A 14080-nucleotide genomic window follows, 5' to 3' on the forward strand; every position below is an offset into this window, starting at 1 on the left:
TATCGAGTCCTTGATACGTGTCGGTTCGGTCAAGCGTGTTCGGCGACGGGGCTGGCCATCGGCCGGAAGGGGACGCCGGGCTTGTCCAGCCGCTCCAGAACCGATTCGAGGGCCTCGCGACTGGCATCGTTGTGGAACTGCCAGACCCCATAGATGCGTCCGGAAAAGGACGCTTCGCTGCCCAGTCGGGGGTCGACCGCTAACCCCGAACCCAGGCCGAACAGGTGCAGGCCCTTGAGGCGCTGGCCGTGCTGGTCCAGCGGGCTGCCGGCCGCGTCGGAATCCAGACCGCCGCGCAGGGTGCGCAGGGTCAGCGGACGACCGTCCTGGCAGCGCAGCTCGGGCACTATGGGTTGGTAACCCATGCCCTGAACCAGCAGGGCGGCGCTGTCGAACAGCGTCTGGGCGCTGGCGAGGCGCTCGGCGCTGCCATCCAGTTGCAGCGTCTTCACCTTGACCGGAGTGCCGCCGATGGCCTGACCGGCCAGGACCTGGCGACCGATCTCGTGGGCTCGGTAGCGCAACCCGCCCGAGCGGTTGACCCGCTTGGAAATGGGGCAGATGTCCTGCAGCGGGTCGAAGTCATAGCCGGCGGCCAGGGCTTCGGCAGCGGTCTCGTAGAACAGTCGGATCGGCGAGCGATGGACCAGGGTCAGTTCGCGCAGGCCGTCGTGGTGCAGGGCACTGGCCAGGTTGTCCAGGGCGGAAAAGGCGCTGTGGGACCCGCCCACCACGCAGATCGGACCGCCATCCTTAAGACGGGCACGATAGCGCTGGCGCAGGGCCTCGGGTTGCAGGCGCAGCAGGCTGTCGGAGCTGTCGATCGAGGCGCTCTGGGGCAGCTGCAGACCCATGGCCTGGCTGCTTTCCTCGAAGCTGGAGCGGGTCTGCTTGCCGCCCAGGTTCAGCACCAGGCTGGAGGTGCGCACGCGGCGGATGGCGCCGGCCTGTTCCAGCCAGACGACATAGCTCGAACCTTCGCAGGTGACCTCGGTGATACGGGTCTGGCGCCAGGTGGGGATACCGTACTGGCGTTCCAGCCAGGGCAGGATCAGGCCGGCGGCCTGCTGGAAGAGCTGGCCGACGATGGGCAGCGCCGGCGCTTCCTGGGCATTCAACTTGAGGTGGCGAAAGGTCGGCGAGGCCTGCAGCGGCGCCAGGATGGGCGCCAACAGGGGGTCGCGCAGACAGTCAAGGAAGACGTCGCTCACCGAGTTGGCGATGATCTGATAGTCACCCAGCTTGCCGGCACCGAGTTCGGTCCCGGCGTCGACGATGATGGTGCCCGCCTGGGCCAGCTGCTCCAGGGCGCCACGCTTGATGGCATTGAACAGGAATCCCAGGCCCGCCGGACCAGCGCCGCCAATTAGACATCCTAATGTCGCTTCCGATAGATCATTCCTTGCCATCGGGGCATCCTCTCCGTGCGCCATCAGGGCGCAATTAACGTGGTTGAAACTGGCTTTCGCCGTGCCCGGCAGTCAGCAAAAAATGCAGCAGAGCTTTTTAATCTTTATTGAGTAAATGACCGTCTGATGAACGTCGGTCAGGACCCGCGACAGCCAGTGCAGATAACTAATGCTTGGTTGTCAGTGCCAGGACTTCGCCAACTTGCTCGAGACTGTCTAGCGAGCGCTTTCCACTCTTTTCGAACTGATCCGAACCAGCACGCAGGGCGCTGAAGCCCGCGGTAGCTTGTTTGCCCGCACCGCCATTCGCTTGCCCGTTTCAGGCAAGACCGAAGTTGCGTGAGCAAAGAGAATTAAGTCCAGTTCAGATGACATCCATGTAGTCCTGCAGGTGCTCGCTGGCACGGTGATCGTCCCGCTCTGTCCAGCGCCTGGGCATGGCTACCGCACAGGTTTACCGCGTCTTGGCTGGTAACCGGTCCTGTTCGGACATGGCTACCGCACGGGTTTGCACCTGGACGGAATGAGCAGAGGGTTTAGTTACCGATATCAAGGCCTGACAACGCAACGTCCAGAAACTTGAGAAACCATCGGCGAGACGCAGAGGAGGGGGAGGTAATGCTGTCTTCCCTGACCTGTACGGCAGCAGATTCAGCGCGCAATCCCAGCGCTACTTCGAATCTGCGGCAATGATTGTCAAAAGGGTTTGGACTGTCAACGCGAGGTCCGGCAGGGGAAGTTGGTCAGCGAGACGGCCATTACTGCTGTTGTTCTTAGGGAATAGACGGCCAAATGAGGTGTGCTTGGCAAAAAACCGTCAGCTCCCGAAGTTTTTGGTGAAGAGAGTCGCAAAGCACCTGCTAATGCGGGCTGCAAGTGTGACGAATATTTTGACGATTGGTTAACAGAATCGAAGGAGCAAGCAGACGGCTGGCAAGCGCGAAAAACTCAGCTTTTCATTATTTAGTATTACTATTTTTCGGTCTGCCTGACCATCCCTCCAGCACGGCGGGAAGCTCGCTCAGGCTGCGGACCTCCGCATCCGGTTTGCCGGGGCCCTGCCAGGGATGCTGCAAGGGGTTGAACCAGACCGCGCGGATACCGGCGCGCTGGGCGCCCTCGACATCATCCACGGGGTTGTCCCCGACGTGCACGGTGGCCTCGGCGGGAATGCCGGTGAGGCGCAGGGCTTCGAGAAAGGGCGTGGGGTCGGGCTTGCCGACACCCAGTTGCTCGGCATTCAGGGCGAAGCGGAAGTAGTCGGCCAGGCCGATGGTCTGGACGTCCGCATTGCCATTGGTAAGCACGCCCAGAGTGTAGCGATCGGCCAGTTGCTCCAGGGTGGGGTGGACGTCGTCGAACAAGGTGACCTGCTGGCGGGCGGCCAGGTAGACCGCGAAGCCCGCTTCGGCCAGCTGGGCGGCCTCGGGTTCGCCATAGCCGGCATCGAGCAGTGCCTGGTGGATGACCCGGCGGCGCATCTCGCTGACCCGGTGCTTGAGCCCGGCGTCCTGCTGCAGCAGGCGATCACGGATCGCCCAGAGGTGCTCCACCGGAACGCTGCCCAGCCGCGGAGCGGCATCGGCGAACCAGTCGCGCAGCAGGGCTTCCGCGGAATGAATGACGGGAGCGATTTCCCAGAGGGTGTCGTCGAGGTCGAAGGTCACGAGGCGAATCGTCATCGGCTGGCCTTGCGCTTGGCGCGGGGGTGCGCCTTGTCATAGACCTCGGCGAGCTGGCCGAAGTCCAGGTGGGTGTAGATCTGGGTGGTGGCGATGTCGGCGTGGCCGAGTAGCTCCTGCACCGCGCGCAGATCGCCGGAGGCGCTGAGCATGTGGCTGGCGAAGCTGTGCCTGAGCATGTGCGGATGCAGGTGCTGGCCCAGTTCGCGGACGCCGGCCTCGCGCACCCGCAGCTGCACCGCGCGGGGCGTCAGCCGCAGACCGCGCTGGCCGATGAACAGGGCATCGTCACGCGGGGCGGCCTGGGGTCTGACCTTGAGCCAGGTCTCCAGGGCGTCGCGAGCCTTGCTGCCGATGGGCAGCACCCGTTCCTTGTTGCCCTTGCCGCGCACCTGAACCAGGCCCTGGGCCAGGTCCACATCCGCCAGGTCCAGACCCACCAGTTCGGACAGCCGCAGCCCGGAGCTGTAGAAGAGTTCCAGCAGGGCCTGGTCGCGCAGGGCGAGAAAGTCGTCTTCCACGGCGCCGTCGAGCAGCTGCATGGAGCGGTCGACGTCGAGCACCTTGGGCAGGGCCTTCTGGGCCTTGGGCGGCGAAAGCCCATGGGCCGGGTCCTGGCTGCAGTGACCTTCGCGAATCAGGTAGAGATAGAAGCCGCGACAGGCTGAAAGCAATCGCGCCAGGCTGCGGCTGGAGGCGCCAGCCCGGTGCAGCTGGGCGATCAGGGCGCGCAGGCGGCGACTGTCCAGGCCGCCCCAGTCGCTCAGCCCCTCGGCTTCGACGAAGGTCAGCAGCTTGCGCAGATCGCGGCGGTAGCCGTCGAGGGTGTGGGGCGAAACCTGGCGTTCCAGGCGCAGATGGTCGAGATAGGCATCGAGCTGGATCTGCATGCTCCGCTCCCGGGCTCAGCGCACCGTGCGCAAGGGGACGGGGAAGCGGGGCAGTACCCGCGCCAGGACTTCCGCCACATGGCTTAGGAACAGCGTGCCCAGGCTGCTGCGATAGTGCTGGGGGTCGGGGCTGCCGATCGCCAGGACCCCATGCAGGCCCTGGTGGGAGAGGGCGGCGACGGCAGCCGAGCCGACTTCTTCCTTGGCCGAGTCACCGAACAGGAAGGCCAGTTCGTGGGCGCGCAGGACGCCACTGGTGGTCTTCTCACCACCCAGCAGGCCGCCGATCACCTTTTGCGCTTCGGCGGGGGTGACGCTGCGGCCGACCGGCAGCGGGTGCTCGTGGAACAGGATGAGGCCGACGTAGGGCACCTTGAACTCATGGCGCAGGCTGTCCTCGACGGTGCCGATCACCTCTTCGAGGCTGTTGGCGTCCAGCAGGCCGATGATCAGCCGGCGGGTCTTGTCGAACAGCCGGTCGTTGTCCCGGGCCACGTCCATCAGGTGGGCCAGGCGATGGCGCATCTCGCCGTTGCGATCGCGCAGCAGGCCGAGTTGCCGCTCGACCAGGGAGATGGCGGTCCCCCGCTGGTGGGGGACACGCATCTCCGCCAGCAGCTCTTCGCGATCGGCGAAGAAGTGCGGGTGGTCCAGCAGCCAGTCGGCGACCTGGTCCGCGGTCAGTTCGGGGGTATCGCTCATACTCTTACCTGGCCTTCATAGACACGGGTGGCCGGACCGGTCATGAGCACCGGTTGGCCGACGCCGTCCCACTCGATGTTGAGCAGACCGCCCGGCAACTCGATGCTGACCGGCGATTTCAGCCAGCCTTGGCGAATCCCGGCCACGGCGGCGGCGCAGGCGCCGGTACCGCAGGCGCGGGTTTCGCCGACACCGCGTTCCCAGACCCGCAGGCGGGCGCGCTGGGCGTCGATGATCTGTAGGAAGCCGATGTTGGCCTTTTGCGGAAAGCGCGGATGGCACTCCAGCTTGGGTCCGAGGGTGAGCACCGGCGCCTGGTCGACGTCGGCGACCCGCAGCACGCCGTGGGGGTTGCCCATGGAGACCACCGCCAGCTCGACCGACTCGCCGTCGACCTGGACGGCATGGCTCAGGGTCTCCGCCTCGGCGATGAAGGGGATCTCGGCGGCCTGCAGACGCGGTGCGCCCATGTCGACGCGCACCTGGCCATCACCCTTGAGGTGCAATTCGATGATGCCGCTCTTGGTTTCGACGCGGATCTGCTTCTTGACCGTGAGGCGCTTGTCGAAGACGAAGCGGGCGAAGCAGCGGGCGCCATTGCCGCACTGTTCGACCTCGGAGCCATCGGCGTTGAAGATGCGATAGCGAAAGTCCACGTCAGGCGTGGTCGGGGTCTCGACGATCAGCAACTGGTCGAAGCCAACCCCGGTATTTCTATCTCCCCACAGACGGACGTGCTTGGGCTGGATGTGGGCGTGCTGGCTGATCAGGTCGAGGACCATGAAATCGTTGCCCAGACCGTGCATCTTGGTGAAGCGCAGTTGCATGGAACTCCCCTCAGGCTGGCAGCCGGCTCTCGCCTGCGAAGAGTTCTTCCAGCGTCTCGCGCCGACGGACCAGGTGCGCCTGGTCGCCATCCACCATCACCTCGGCCGCACGGCCGCGGGTGTTGTAGTTGGAACTCATGGTGAAGCCATAGGCCCCGGCGGAGCGGATGGCCAGCAGATCGCCCTCGGCCAGCACCAGCTCGCGGTCCTTGGCGAGGAAGTCGCCGGTCTCGCAGATGGGACCGACCAGGTCGTAGCGGCGGGCTTCGCCCTGGCGCGCGACCACCGGCTCCACCGCCATCCAGGCCTGGTACAGCGCCGGACGGATGAGATCGTTCATCGCCGCGTCGACGATGGCGAAATCCTTGTGGGTGGTGTGCTTGAGGTATTCCACGCGAGTCAGCAGGACGCCGGCGTTGGCCACGATGAAGCGGCCCGGCTCGAACACCAGGGTCAGGCTGCGCCCGGCGATGCGCTCGCGGATGGCCTGGATGTAGTCGCCGGCCAGCGGCGGTTGCTCGTCGCGATAGCGCACGCCCAGGCCGCCGCCGAGATCCAGGTGGCGCAGGACGATGCCGCGCTCGGCGAGGCGATCGATCAGCGCCAAGAGGCGGTCGAGGGCGTCGAGGAAGGGCGGCAGGGTGGTGAGCTGGGAGCCGATATGGCAGTCCACACCGAGGATTTCCAGGTTCGGCAACGCGGCGGCGCGGGCGTAGACCGCCTCGGCGTCGGCGATGTCGATGCCGAACTTGTTTTCCTTGAGACCGGTGGAAATGTAGGGATGGGTGCCGGCGTCGACGTCGGGATTGACCCGCAACGAGATCGGCGCGACCACGTTCAGTTCGGCGGCCACCTGCTGCAGCCGTTCCAGCTCGTCGGTGGATTCGACGTTGAAGCAGTGCACGCCCACTTCCAGGGCGCGGCGCATGTCGTCACGGGTCTTGCCGACCCCGGAGAACACCACCCGGTGCGGATCGCCACCGGCGGCCAGGACGCGCTCCAGTTCGCCGCGGGAAACGATGTCGAAGCCGGCGCCGAGGCGGGCCAGGACATTGAGCACACCGAGGTTGGAGTTGGCCTTGACGGCGAAACAGACCAGGTGCGGCAGACCGGCCAGCGCATCGGTATAGGCGCGGTACTGCCCCTCGATGTGCGCTCGCGAGTAGACGTAGGCTGGGGTGCCGAATTCCTGCGCCACGGCGCTCAGGGCTACCCCTTCCGCATGCAGTTCACCTGCACGGACAGCAAAGACTTCCATGGTGGCTCCTTAGAACACGTCGTGGCGGTGTTCTTTGGCGGCTTTCTGGTCGTCGGGCAGGTACAGCGGGCCTTTCTGACCGCAGCCGGCCAGCAGGCAGGCGCAGGCGATGAAGAGGAGAGACAGGCGCTTCATGACGCTAAACCTTTATTCAGGCGAATATTGCCCGGAGTATAACGGGGTTGAGCGACTCTTTGACACGCCCGGATGGCTGAAGCGCAGCTGCCGACAGCCGCCGCGACTGGACGTCATCTGGGCAGCCCGCTACCGTGCGGCGATTCTTTCTCTTCTTTCGAGGATCGTCATGAGCCGGCTCAGCGAAGCGCAATTCCATCACCTCGTCGACCAGACCCAGCGTCAGGTCGAAGACGCCTATGACGACAGCGGTCTGGACCTCGATCTGGAAAATGCCGGCGGCGTGCTGACGATCAAGTTCGACAACGGCAGCCAGGTGATTCTCAGCCGCCAGCCCCCGCTGGTGCAGCTCTGGGTCGCCGCGCGTTCGGGTGGCTATCACTTCGACTGGGACGGCCAGAACTGGATCTGCGACAGCTCGTCCGAGACCCTCGGCGCGCTGCTGGTACGGGTGACGCTGGAGCAGACCGGCGAGAGTGTGGCCTTGCCTGGGCTGTAATGACCTGCGGTCGGTGCAGCTTGACCCGAGCCTTGAGCCCTGTGCTAGCGTGACCTGACGGCGCCTTTCGAGCGCCGTTTTCTTTTGCCGCCCTTGTGCGGCTTCTCGCTGGGCGCCGGTCGCCCGTCATCCCGGTGGTCCGCCGCACCGCGCGGTTGGGCCGCATCGTCTCGTCTTCCAGGAGTCCGCCATGCGTCATGCATCGCCCATCACCGTTTCCGCCGTCGATCTGCCCCGTCTCGAACGGCTGCTCGACGCCCTGCCCGAGTTCGGGCCCGTGGCCGAGGCCCTGGACGAGGAACTGGCTCAGGCGCGAGTGGTGGCGCCCGAGGAGATCGGCGCGGTGGTCACCATGAATTCGCGGGTGCGCTGCCGTGAGACCGACACCGGCAAGGAGTACCAGGTGGTGCTGGTCTATCCGGAGGACGCCGGCGCGGAGGGCCGGGTTTCGGTGCTGGCGCCGGCCGGCAGCGCGCTGCTCGGCGCGACCCCCGGCGAGCGCCTCAGCTGGCCGGTGCCCGGCGGCAAGGAGCAGCAGGTGGAGCTGCTGGCGCTGGAGCCGGTCGAGGCCTAGTCGTCCGCGACCTCGGGCAGTTCCGGCAGGGCCCGTAGCAGGCGCTCGTAGTGGGCGCCGTCGAAGGGGCGATCGGCGTCGAGCATGGCGGCGATCTCGTAGGACAGCGCCTGGGCCATCAGCAGCACCGCTTCCTCGCGTTCGTAGCCGACCAGGGTCAGCTTGTTGAGCACGGCCTGGACATAGGCCGGCTCGCCAGCGGCAAGCTGGTTCTCCACCGCTTCGATCAGATGGGAGGAGACAAAGGATTCTTCGTCATCGGCGTGGTCAATCATGTTCGGATACCTTTTGTTACAGTGCGACCCCTGATTCTGGCCTGGAGTCTTCTCGATGATCACCTGCTATCGCCTGTCCGCCAACGAGCTGGTGGCCCAGCCGCTGTCGCCGGGAGACGCGCTGCCGGACGATTTGCTCTGGGTCGATCTGCTCGACCCCAGCGAGGCGGAGGAGCGCTATCTGGAGCAGGCACTGGCGATGGACATCCCCACCCGGGAAGAGATCGCCGAGATCGAGGAATCCTCGCGACTCTACCAGACCGACCAGGCTCTGCACCTGACCACCACTGTCGTCAGTGGCTTCAGCGAGCATCAGCCGCAGGCCTCGGTGGTCAATTTCGTGCTGACGCCCGAGTGGCTGGTAACGGTGCGCTACGCCGAACTGGCGGCCTTCAAGACCTTTCTCGGCAAGGCCCAGCAGCAGGCGAGCCAGCACTGTCGCAGCGATGTCATCTTCGCCTCGCTGCTGGATAGCCTGGTGGACCGGGTGGCCGACATCCTCGAATCGGTGCAGGCGCATCTCAATCGCCTGGCCAAGGCGGTGTTTCGCGAACCCCTGGATTCACCGCAGGAAAAGCAGCAGCCCAAGACCGACCTGCAATCCATCGTCAAGCAGCTGGGGCGCAGCAATCAGCTGCTGGCCCAGCTCAGCGAGAGTCTGCTGGGCATCAATCGCATCGTCTCCTACCTGCGCCGGGCGGGCGCCACCTGGATCTCCGGCACGGCCAAGACCTGGTTCAAGACCTTGGAGCGCGACGTCCGCTCGCTGAGCGACTACCAGGCCAAGATGAACGGCGAGATCGGCTTTCTGCTCGACGCCACCCTGGGGCTGATCAGCGTGGAGCAGAACAACATCGTCAAGGTGTTCACCATCGCCTCGGTGCTGTTCCTGCCGCCGACGCTGGTGGGCACCGTCTACGGCATGAACTTCAAGGTCATGCCGGAGCTGGACTGGCACTTTGGCTATCCGCTGGCGCTGGGCGCCATGGTGGTCTCGGCGTTGATTCCCTATGCCTGGTTCAAGTTTCGCCGCTGGCTGTAGCCGGCGGCATCCATCGCACCTCAAGGAGGCAACACTATGCGTATCGGATTCATTGGCCTGGGTGGCATGGGCCAGGGCATGGCCGCCAATCTGCTCAAGGCCGGTCATGAGGTCGTGGTCTGGAATCGCTCCCAGGCGCCGGTCCAGGTGCTGGTCGAGCAGGGTGCCCGCGCGGCGGCGACGCCGGCGGAGGCCTTCGACGTGGAGGTGGTCTTCAGCATCCTGGCCAATGACGCCGCCACCCGCGAGGTGATCCTCGACAGCGGCGCCCTTGAGCAGGCACGGGTCGGGCTGATCCACGTCAGCATGGCCACCCTGTCGGTGGCCCTGGTGGACGAACTGGTCGCGCGCCATGCCGAGGCCGGCCTGGGCTATGTGGCGGCACCCGTCTTCGGCCGCACCGACGTAGCTGCCAGTGGCCAGCTCAACATCGTGGTGGCCGGCGAGCCCGAGGCGATCCAGCGCGTCCAGCCGCTGCTCGACGTGCTGGGACGCAAGACCTGGCCGGTGGGCGCGGAGCCGCGCCAGGCCAATGTGGTCAAGATCGCTGGCAACTTCATGATCGCCAGCGCCATCGAGACCATGGGCGAGAGCACCGCCCTGGCCCGCAGCTATGGCGTGGAGCCGGCAGCGCTGCTGGAAATCCTCACCAGCACCCTGTTCGCCGCCCCGGTGTACCAGAACTACGGACGCCTGCTGACCGAGCGAAAGTTCTCGCCGGCGGCCTTCAAGCTCAGCCTGGGACTCAAGGACGTCGGTCTGGCCCTGGCGGCCGGTCAGGAGAAGGCGGTGCCGCTACCCTTCGCCAGCGTCCTGAGAGACAACCTGCTGGAAGCGGTCGCCCAGGGCGAGGGCGATCTGGACTGGATCGCGCTGGGGCAGAGATCGCACAAGAAGGCCGGCCTCGACTGAGAACCTGTTTACGATCTCCTGGCCGTCGGCCATACGGCGTTAAAAACAGCTTCGGAATGCGCATTTACAACTTGTAAACTGCGCTTCCTCAGCTGTTTTTGCCTTGTCTGGCTCTAGTCCAAAAGATCGTAAACAAGTTCTGAGCGCCTGCTCAAAATCCGCTGCGCGTCGGCCAAGCCGCGTTGGGCGTGGCTCGCGCGACCTGACCCAGATCCCGCGCCATGGCTACTTGCAGGCGGTGCCCAGTGCCGCCAGCGACAGCGGGCAGAACTGCAGGTTGTAGCCCGAGGTCTTGGCCTGGCTGCAGCGCTTGGTGCTGTAGAGACCGTAGTCGATGATCATCACCGGCTTCTTCTGGGTGCGGAAGTAGCTGTAGGCGTTGCACTCGGCGTAGTCGTAGCAGCTCTCGTTGAGGGCGAAGTCGAACTTGGTGTAGAGGCTCGGCACCAGGTCCACGGCATTCTTCAGACCCACCAGCAGACTGCGCCTGTGCGCCTCGTCGGCCAGCCAGTTGAGGAAGTCCAGCTGCTGGGCTTTGGTCAGCTTGAGGCCGTTGGGGTTGGAGTAGCCGTCGACGTTGTCCGGGTCCACCCCTTGGCAGCCCTTCTGTACCGCCAGGTCCAGGCGCTTGGCCAGCAGCACGCGGACGTCGGCGCGACGGATGTCCAGCCAGCGCTCGCCCGGCCAGGCGTCCAACGCCTTGCCCAGGGCCGCCTTGGGATAGAGAGCGGCATCGGGCCGCCAGTCTTCCCAGGTGCCAGCGCTGAAATAGCAGATCACCGTCTTCCCATTGCCCTTCAGATTGGCGATCACCGCCTTGCTGGTGTCATAGAGATCGATGTCATAGAGGGTGCGATTGGGCTTTTGCAGCACGCCGTTCAGCTGGACATGCCAGGTGAGCGTCTGTGGCAGCGGCGGCGGCAGGGCGGCCTGGCTGGAAGCCGCGGCGAACATTCCGCAAAGCAGGATGGAGCAGGCTGAAAGGCGCATGAGACTTGACTCGAACGGCTGGTCAAGTCTCCAGTATCGGCCGCCTGGTCACTGTCCTGAGTGCCGGTGGTCGTACCTATCGACGGCTGGTCGGCGGCCGCTTAGTGGCCTGCCAAGGCCTTCAGCCAGAGAGCCGTGTCGTAGACGGATTGCAGGTGGGCATAGTGCCGCCAGGGCCGTACGGCCTGGCTCTCCGGCAGGCAGAGCCGTCCGATGGACGGCTGGACGGCTTGCCTGCTCCCGGGCAACCACCGCTGAGATGCGGTGGGGAGCGCAAGACAGCTTTCAGCGCTTGGCCAGCAGCTCGCGGCCGCGCTTCACGGCGGCGCGGACCTGGGCCGGTGCGGTGCCACCGATGTGGTCGCGGGCATTGACCGAGCCTTCCAGGGTCAGGACGGCGAAGACGTCCTGCTCGATCTGGTCGCTGAAGCGACGCAGTTCGTCCAGGCTCATCTCGGCCAGGTCCTTGCCGCTATCCACACCGTACTTCACCGCATGGCCGACGATCTCGTGGCAATCGCGGAACGGCAGGCCCTTGCGCACCAGATAGTCGGCAAGGTCGGTGGCGGTGGAGAAGCCGCGACGCGCTGCCTCGCGCATGATCTCGCGCTTGGGCTTGATGGCCGGGACCATGTCGGCGAAGGCACGCAGGGAGTCACGTAGGGTATCGGCGGCGTCGAACAGGGGCTCCTTGTCTTCCTGGTTGTCCTTGTTGTAGGCCAGCGGCTGCCCCTTCATCAGGGTCAGCAGGCCGGTAAGGGCGCCAAACACCCGGCCAGTCTTGCCGCGGACCAGCTCGGGGACGTCGGGATTCTTCTTCTGCGGCATGATCGAGGAGCCGGTGCAGAAGCGATCGGGCAGGTCGATGAACTGGAACTGGGCGCTGGTCCAGAGCACCAGCTCCTCGGAAAAGCGCGACAGGTGCATCATCGCCAGGGAGGCGGCGGCGCAGAATTCGATGGCGAAGTCGCGATCCGAGACGCCATCCAGGGAGTTGCCACCGATGGCCTCGAAGCCCAGCAGCTCGCAGGTGACCTGGCGCTGGATGGGGTAGGTGGTGCCGGCCAGGGCCGCGCTGCCCAGGGGCATGCGATTGACGCGCTTGCGGCAGTCGACCAGGCGCTCGTGGTCGCGGGAAAGCATCTCGAACCAGGCCAGCAGGTGGTGGCCGAAGGTCACCGGCTGGGCGGTCTGCAGGTGGGTGAAACCGGGCATGATGGTGTCGGCTTCGGTCTCGGCCAGTTGCAGCAGGCCGGCCTGCAGGCGATTCAGCTCGACGAGGATGGCGTCGATCTCGTCGCGCAGCCAGAGGCGGATGTCGGTGGCCACCTGGTCATTACGGCTGCGGCCGGTGTGCAGCTTCTTGCCGACCACGCCCAGGCGCTCGGTCAGGCGTGCCTCGATGTTCATGTGCACGTCTTCCAGATCGACGCGCCACTCGAAGGTGCCGGCCTCGATCTCGCGGCGGATCTCGTCCAGCCCCGCGACGATGGCGTCGCGCTCGGCTTCGCTGAGCACGCCGGCCTGGGTCAGCATGCGCGCATGGGCCTGGCTGCCGAGGATGTCGTGGCGGTAGAGGCGCTTGTCGAAGTCCACCGAAGCGGTGAAGCGGGCGACGAAGGCGTCGACGGGTTCGCTGAAGCGTCCGCCCCAGGACTGGTTGGTTTTTTCGCTGCTCATGGATCGGCCTGCTGCTGGGCTTGTCGGTGGAAGTGAGAGGGGGCCGATGATAGCAGTCCTGAGCGGGTTCCGGCCCGATTCAACGGAGCCGACTTGCCGACGAGTGGTATCTGACCCACACTGGCTCCATGATACTCGAACGCCGCAAAACCCCTCGGCCGGTCAAGGTCGACGACTTCTTCGTCCCGGCGCTCTGCGAACCGGAAGCCCTGCTCGTGCTGGTGGTGCTGGCCGAGCTGCTGGTGCTGGTCCTGGTCCTGGCGGAGCCTTTCACTCTGCAATTCAACTGGATCCGCCTGGCGCTGGTGTCGTTGTTCGTGCAGTGGATCGTGCTGCTGTCGGCGGCGCTGCTCTGTCGCCTGCGGCCCTGGCTGGCACGCCATCGACCGGTGGTGGCGGGCGGCTTCTGCTGCGCCATCGTGGTGGCCCTGACCCTGCTCTGCACCCTGGTGGCCGACTGGCTGCAACTGGCCGGCCCGCTGCAGCGGACCGGCGAGGTGCGGCTGTACATGCGCCATGCACTGATCGCCCTGATCATGTCCATGCTGCTGCTGCGCTACTTCTGGCTGCAGAGCCAGTGGCGCCGCCAGCAGCAGGCCGAACTGCACGCGCGTATCGAGTCCCTGCAGGCGCGCATCCGTCCGCACTTCCTGTTCAACAGTCTGAACAGCATCGCCAGTCTCATCGCCCTGGATGCGGACAAGGCCGAGCGCGCGGTGCTGGACCTCTCGGCCCTGTTCCGGGCCAGCCTGGCCCAGCCCGGCACCAAGGTGCGCTGGTCCCAGGAGCTGGAGCTTTCGCGCCGCTACCTGGAGATCGAACGCCTGCGCCTGGGTGATCGCCTGCAACTGCAGTGGGACGTGGACGGAGTGCCGGCGGATCTGCCGATTCCCCAATTGACTCTGCAGCCGCTGCTGGAAAACGCCCTGATCTACGGCGTCGCGCCGCGTATCGAAGGCGGTTTGGTGACCATCTTCGCCACTTACCGAGAAGGGGTGTTCGAACTGGTGATCAGTAACCCCTACGATCCCGAGGTGGAGCAGCAGCCCCGCCCGCCAAAGGGTACTCGTCAAGCTTTGAGCAATATCGAGGCGCGATTAACGGCACTTTTCGGACCAGCTGCGAGTCTCAAAATCGAACGCCGCGACCAGCGGCATACAACGTCTCTTCGCTATCCATGCGAGCGACTCATGCGGGAAGCCTGA

General features: G+C 65.4%; 15 protein-coding genes. 5 read left to right on the forward strand and 10 right to left on the reverse strand.

Features of this window, described 5'->3' with window-relative positions; translation table 11 throughout:
- Positions 1-29: 29 nt before the first annotated feature.
- The 7 genes from AX284_RS08585 to lptM all read right to left on the reverse strand — a co-directional run bounded on the left by AX284_RS08585 (position 30) and on the right by lptM (position 6903).
- Positions 30-1409: a hypothetical protein gene (locus AX284_RS08585; protein ID WP_017639380.1), complete on the reverse strand. Its 1380-nt coding sequence runs from the start codon at positions 1407-1409 to the stop codon at positions 30-32.
- A gap of 959 nt (positions 1410-2368) precedes the next feature.
- Positions 2369-3091 (reverse strand): HAD family hydrolase, encoded by a 723-nt coding sequence (locus AX284_RS08590; protein WP_068384648.1) that lies wholly within the window; start codon positions 3089-3091, stop codon positions 2369-2371.
- A complete protein-coding gene (xerC, locus tag AX284_RS08595) occupies positions 3088-3981 on the reverse strand; it encodes a tyrosine recombinase XerC (protein WP_064307778.1) in 894 nt (297 codons plus the stop codon). The genes AX284_RS08590 and xerC overlap by 4 nt, the downstream gene beginning before the upstream one ends.
- 15 nt (positions 3982-3996) lie before the next feature.
- The gene (locus AX284_RS08600; RefSeq protein ID WP_017639383.1) at positions 3997-4683 is read right to left on the reverse strand and encodes a DUF484 family protein; all 687 of its coding nucleotides are present in this window, start codon (positions 4681-4683) and stop codon (positions 3997-3999) included.
- On the reverse strand, positions 4680-5510 hold the full coding sequence (gene dapF / locus AX284_RS08605) for a diaminopimelate epimerase (RefSeq protein ID WP_068384651.1): 831 nt from the start codon (positions 5508-5510) through the stop codon (positions 4680-4682). The genes AX284_RS08600 and dapF overlap by 4 nt, the downstream gene beginning before the upstream one ends.
- 10 nt (positions 5511-5520) lie before the next feature.
- On the reverse strand, positions 5521-6768 hold the full coding sequence (gene lysA / locus AX284_RS08610) for a diaminopimelate decarboxylase (RefSeq protein ID WP_068384658.1): 1248 nt from the start codon (positions 6766-6768) through the stop codon (positions 5521-5523).
- Between the two features lie 9 nt (positions 6769-6777).
- On the reverse strand, positions 6778-6903 hold the full coding sequence (lptM, locus tag AX284_RS08615; RefSeq protein WP_007161378.1) for an LPS translocon maturation chaperone LptM: 126 nt from the start codon (positions 6901-6903) through the stop codon (positions 6778-6780).
- Between the two features lie 169 nt (positions 6904-7072).
- Here lptM and cyaY point away from each other — a divergent pair, with 169 nt between their 5' ends.
- Both cyaY and rnk read left to right on the forward strand, forming a co-directional pair.
- Positions 7073-7402: an iron donor protein CyaY gene (cyaY, locus tag AX284_RS08620; RefSeq protein ID WP_017639386.1), complete on the forward strand. Its 330-nt coding sequence runs from the start codon at positions 7073-7075 to the stop codon at positions 7400-7402.
- Between the two features lie 190 nt (positions 7403-7592).
- Positions 7593-7976: a nucleoside diphosphate kinase regulator gene (gene rnk / locus AX284_RS08625; RefSeq protein ID WP_068384661.1), complete on the forward strand. Its 384-nt coding sequence runs from the start codon at positions 7593-7595 to the stop codon at positions 7974-7976.
- Here rnk and AX284_RS08630 read toward each other — a convergent pair.
- The gene (locus AX284_RS08630; RefSeq protein WP_064307781.1) at positions 7973-8251 is read right to left on the reverse strand and encodes a hypothetical protein; all 279 of its coding nucleotides are present in this window, start codon (positions 8249-8251) and stop codon (positions 7973-7975) included. The two genes, rnk and AX284_RS08630, sit on opposite strands and share 4 nt — an antisense overlap.
- 55 nt (positions 8252-8306) lie before the next feature.
- Between AX284_RS08630 and AX284_RS08635 the strand changes: the two genes are divergently transcribed.
- Both AX284_RS08635 and AX284_RS08640 read left to right on the forward strand, forming a co-directional pair.
- The gene (locus AX284_RS08635) at positions 8307-9293 is read left to right on the forward strand and encodes a magnesium transporter CorA family protein (RefSeq protein ID WP_017639389.1); all 987 of its coding nucleotides are present in this window, start codon (positions 8307-8309) and stop codon (positions 9291-9293) included.
- A gap of 36 nt (positions 9294-9329) precedes the next feature.
- Complete coding sequence (locus AX284_RS08640) at positions 9330-10205, forward strand: NAD(P)-dependent oxidoreductase (RefSeq protein WP_068384664.1); 876 nt, start codon at positions 9330-9332, stop codon at positions 10203-10205.
- A 225-nt stretch (positions 10206-10430) separates the two neighbouring features.
- Here AX284_RS08640 and AX284_RS08645 read toward each other — a convergent pair whose 3' ends face one another.
- Positions 10431-11195, reverse strand: coding sequence for an endo alpha-1,4 polygalactosaminidase (locus tag AX284_RS08645; protein ID WP_236712151.1), 765 nt, complete (start codon positions 11193-11195; stop codon positions 10431-10433).
- A 285-nt stretch (positions 11196-11480) separates the two neighbouring features.
- Positions 11481-12875 (reverse strand): argininosuccinate lyase, encoded by a 1395-nt coding sequence (argH, locus tag AX284_RS08650; protein WP_017639392.1) that lies wholly within the window; start codon positions 12873-12875, stop codon positions 11481-11483.
- 128 nt (positions 12876-13003) lie between these two features.
- Between argH and AX284_RS08655 the strand changes: the two genes are divergently transcribed.
- Positions 13004-14080: a sensor histidine kinase gene (locus tag AX284_RS08655; RefSeq protein WP_017639393.1), complete on the forward strand. Its 1077-nt coding sequence runs from the start codon at positions 13004-13006 to the stop codon at positions 14078-14080.

It is taken from the genome of Pseudomonas sp. HUK17 (genome assembly GCF_001566765.1).

What these genes read in the sequence shown, in the direction of transcription:
- AX284_RS08585 (WP_017639380.1), bottom strand. Translation starts at nt 1,409, where the DNA reads ATGGCAAGGAATGATCTATCGGAAGCGACATTAGGATGTCTAATTGGC.
- argH (WP_017639392.1), bottom strand. Translation starts at nt 12,875, where the DNA reads ATGAGCAGCGAAAAAACCAACCAGTCCTGGGGCGGACGCTTCAGCGAA.
- rnk (WP_068384661.1), top strand. Translation starts at nt 7,593, where the DNA reads ATGCGTCATGCATCGCCCATCACCGTTTCCGCCGTCGATCTGCCCCGT.
- AX284_RS08590 (WP_068384648.1), bottom strand. Translation starts at nt 3,091, where the DNA reads ATGACGATTCGCCTCGTGACCTTCGACCTCGACGACACCCTCTGGGAA.
- AX284_RS08645 (WP_236712151.1), bottom strand. Translation starts at nt 11,195, where the DNA reads ATGCGCCTTTCAGCCTGCTCCATCCTGCTTTGCGGAATGTTCGCCGCG.
- xerC (WP_064307778.1), bottom strand. Translation starts at nt 3,981, where the DNA reads ATGCAGATCCAGCTCGATGCCTATCTCGACCATCTGCGCCTGGAACGC.
- AX284_RS08640 (WP_068384664.1), top strand. Translation starts at nt 9,330, where the DNA reads ATGCGTATCGGATTCATTGGCCTGGGTGGCATGGGCCAGGGCATGGCC.
- lysA (WP_068384658.1), bottom strand. Translation starts at nt 6,768, where the DNA reads ATGGAAGTCTTTGCTGTCCGTGCAGGTGAACTGCATGCGGAAGGGGTA.
- AX284_RS08655 (WP_017639393.1), top strand. Translation starts at nt 13,004, where the DNA reads ATGATACTCGAACGCCGCAAAACCCCTCGGCCGGTCAAGGTCGACGAC.
- AX284_RS08630 (WP_064307781.1), bottom strand. Translation starts at nt 8,251, where the DNA reads ATGATTGACCACGCCGATGACGAAGAATCCTTTGTCTCCTCCCATCTG.
- lptM (WP_007161378.1), bottom strand. Translation starts at nt 6,903, where the DNA reads ATGAAGCGCCTGTCTCTCCTCTTCATCGCCTGCGCCTGCCTGCTGGCC.
- cyaY (WP_017639386.1), top strand. Translation starts at nt 7,073, where the DNA reads ATGAGCCGGCTCAGCGAAGCGCAATTCCATCACCTCGTCGACCAGACC.
- AX284_RS08635 (WP_017639389.1), top strand. Translation starts at nt 8,307, where the DNA reads ATGATCACCTGCTATCGCCTGTCCGCCAACGAGCTGGTGGCCCAGCCG.
- dapF (WP_068384651.1), bottom strand. Translation starts at nt 5,510, where the DNA reads ATGCAACTGCGCTTCACCAAGATGCACGGTCTGGGCAACGATTTCATG.
- AX284_RS08600 (WP_017639383.1), bottom strand. Translation starts at nt 4,683, where the DNA reads ATGAGCGATACCCCCGAACTGACCGCGGACCAGGTCGCCGACTGGCTG.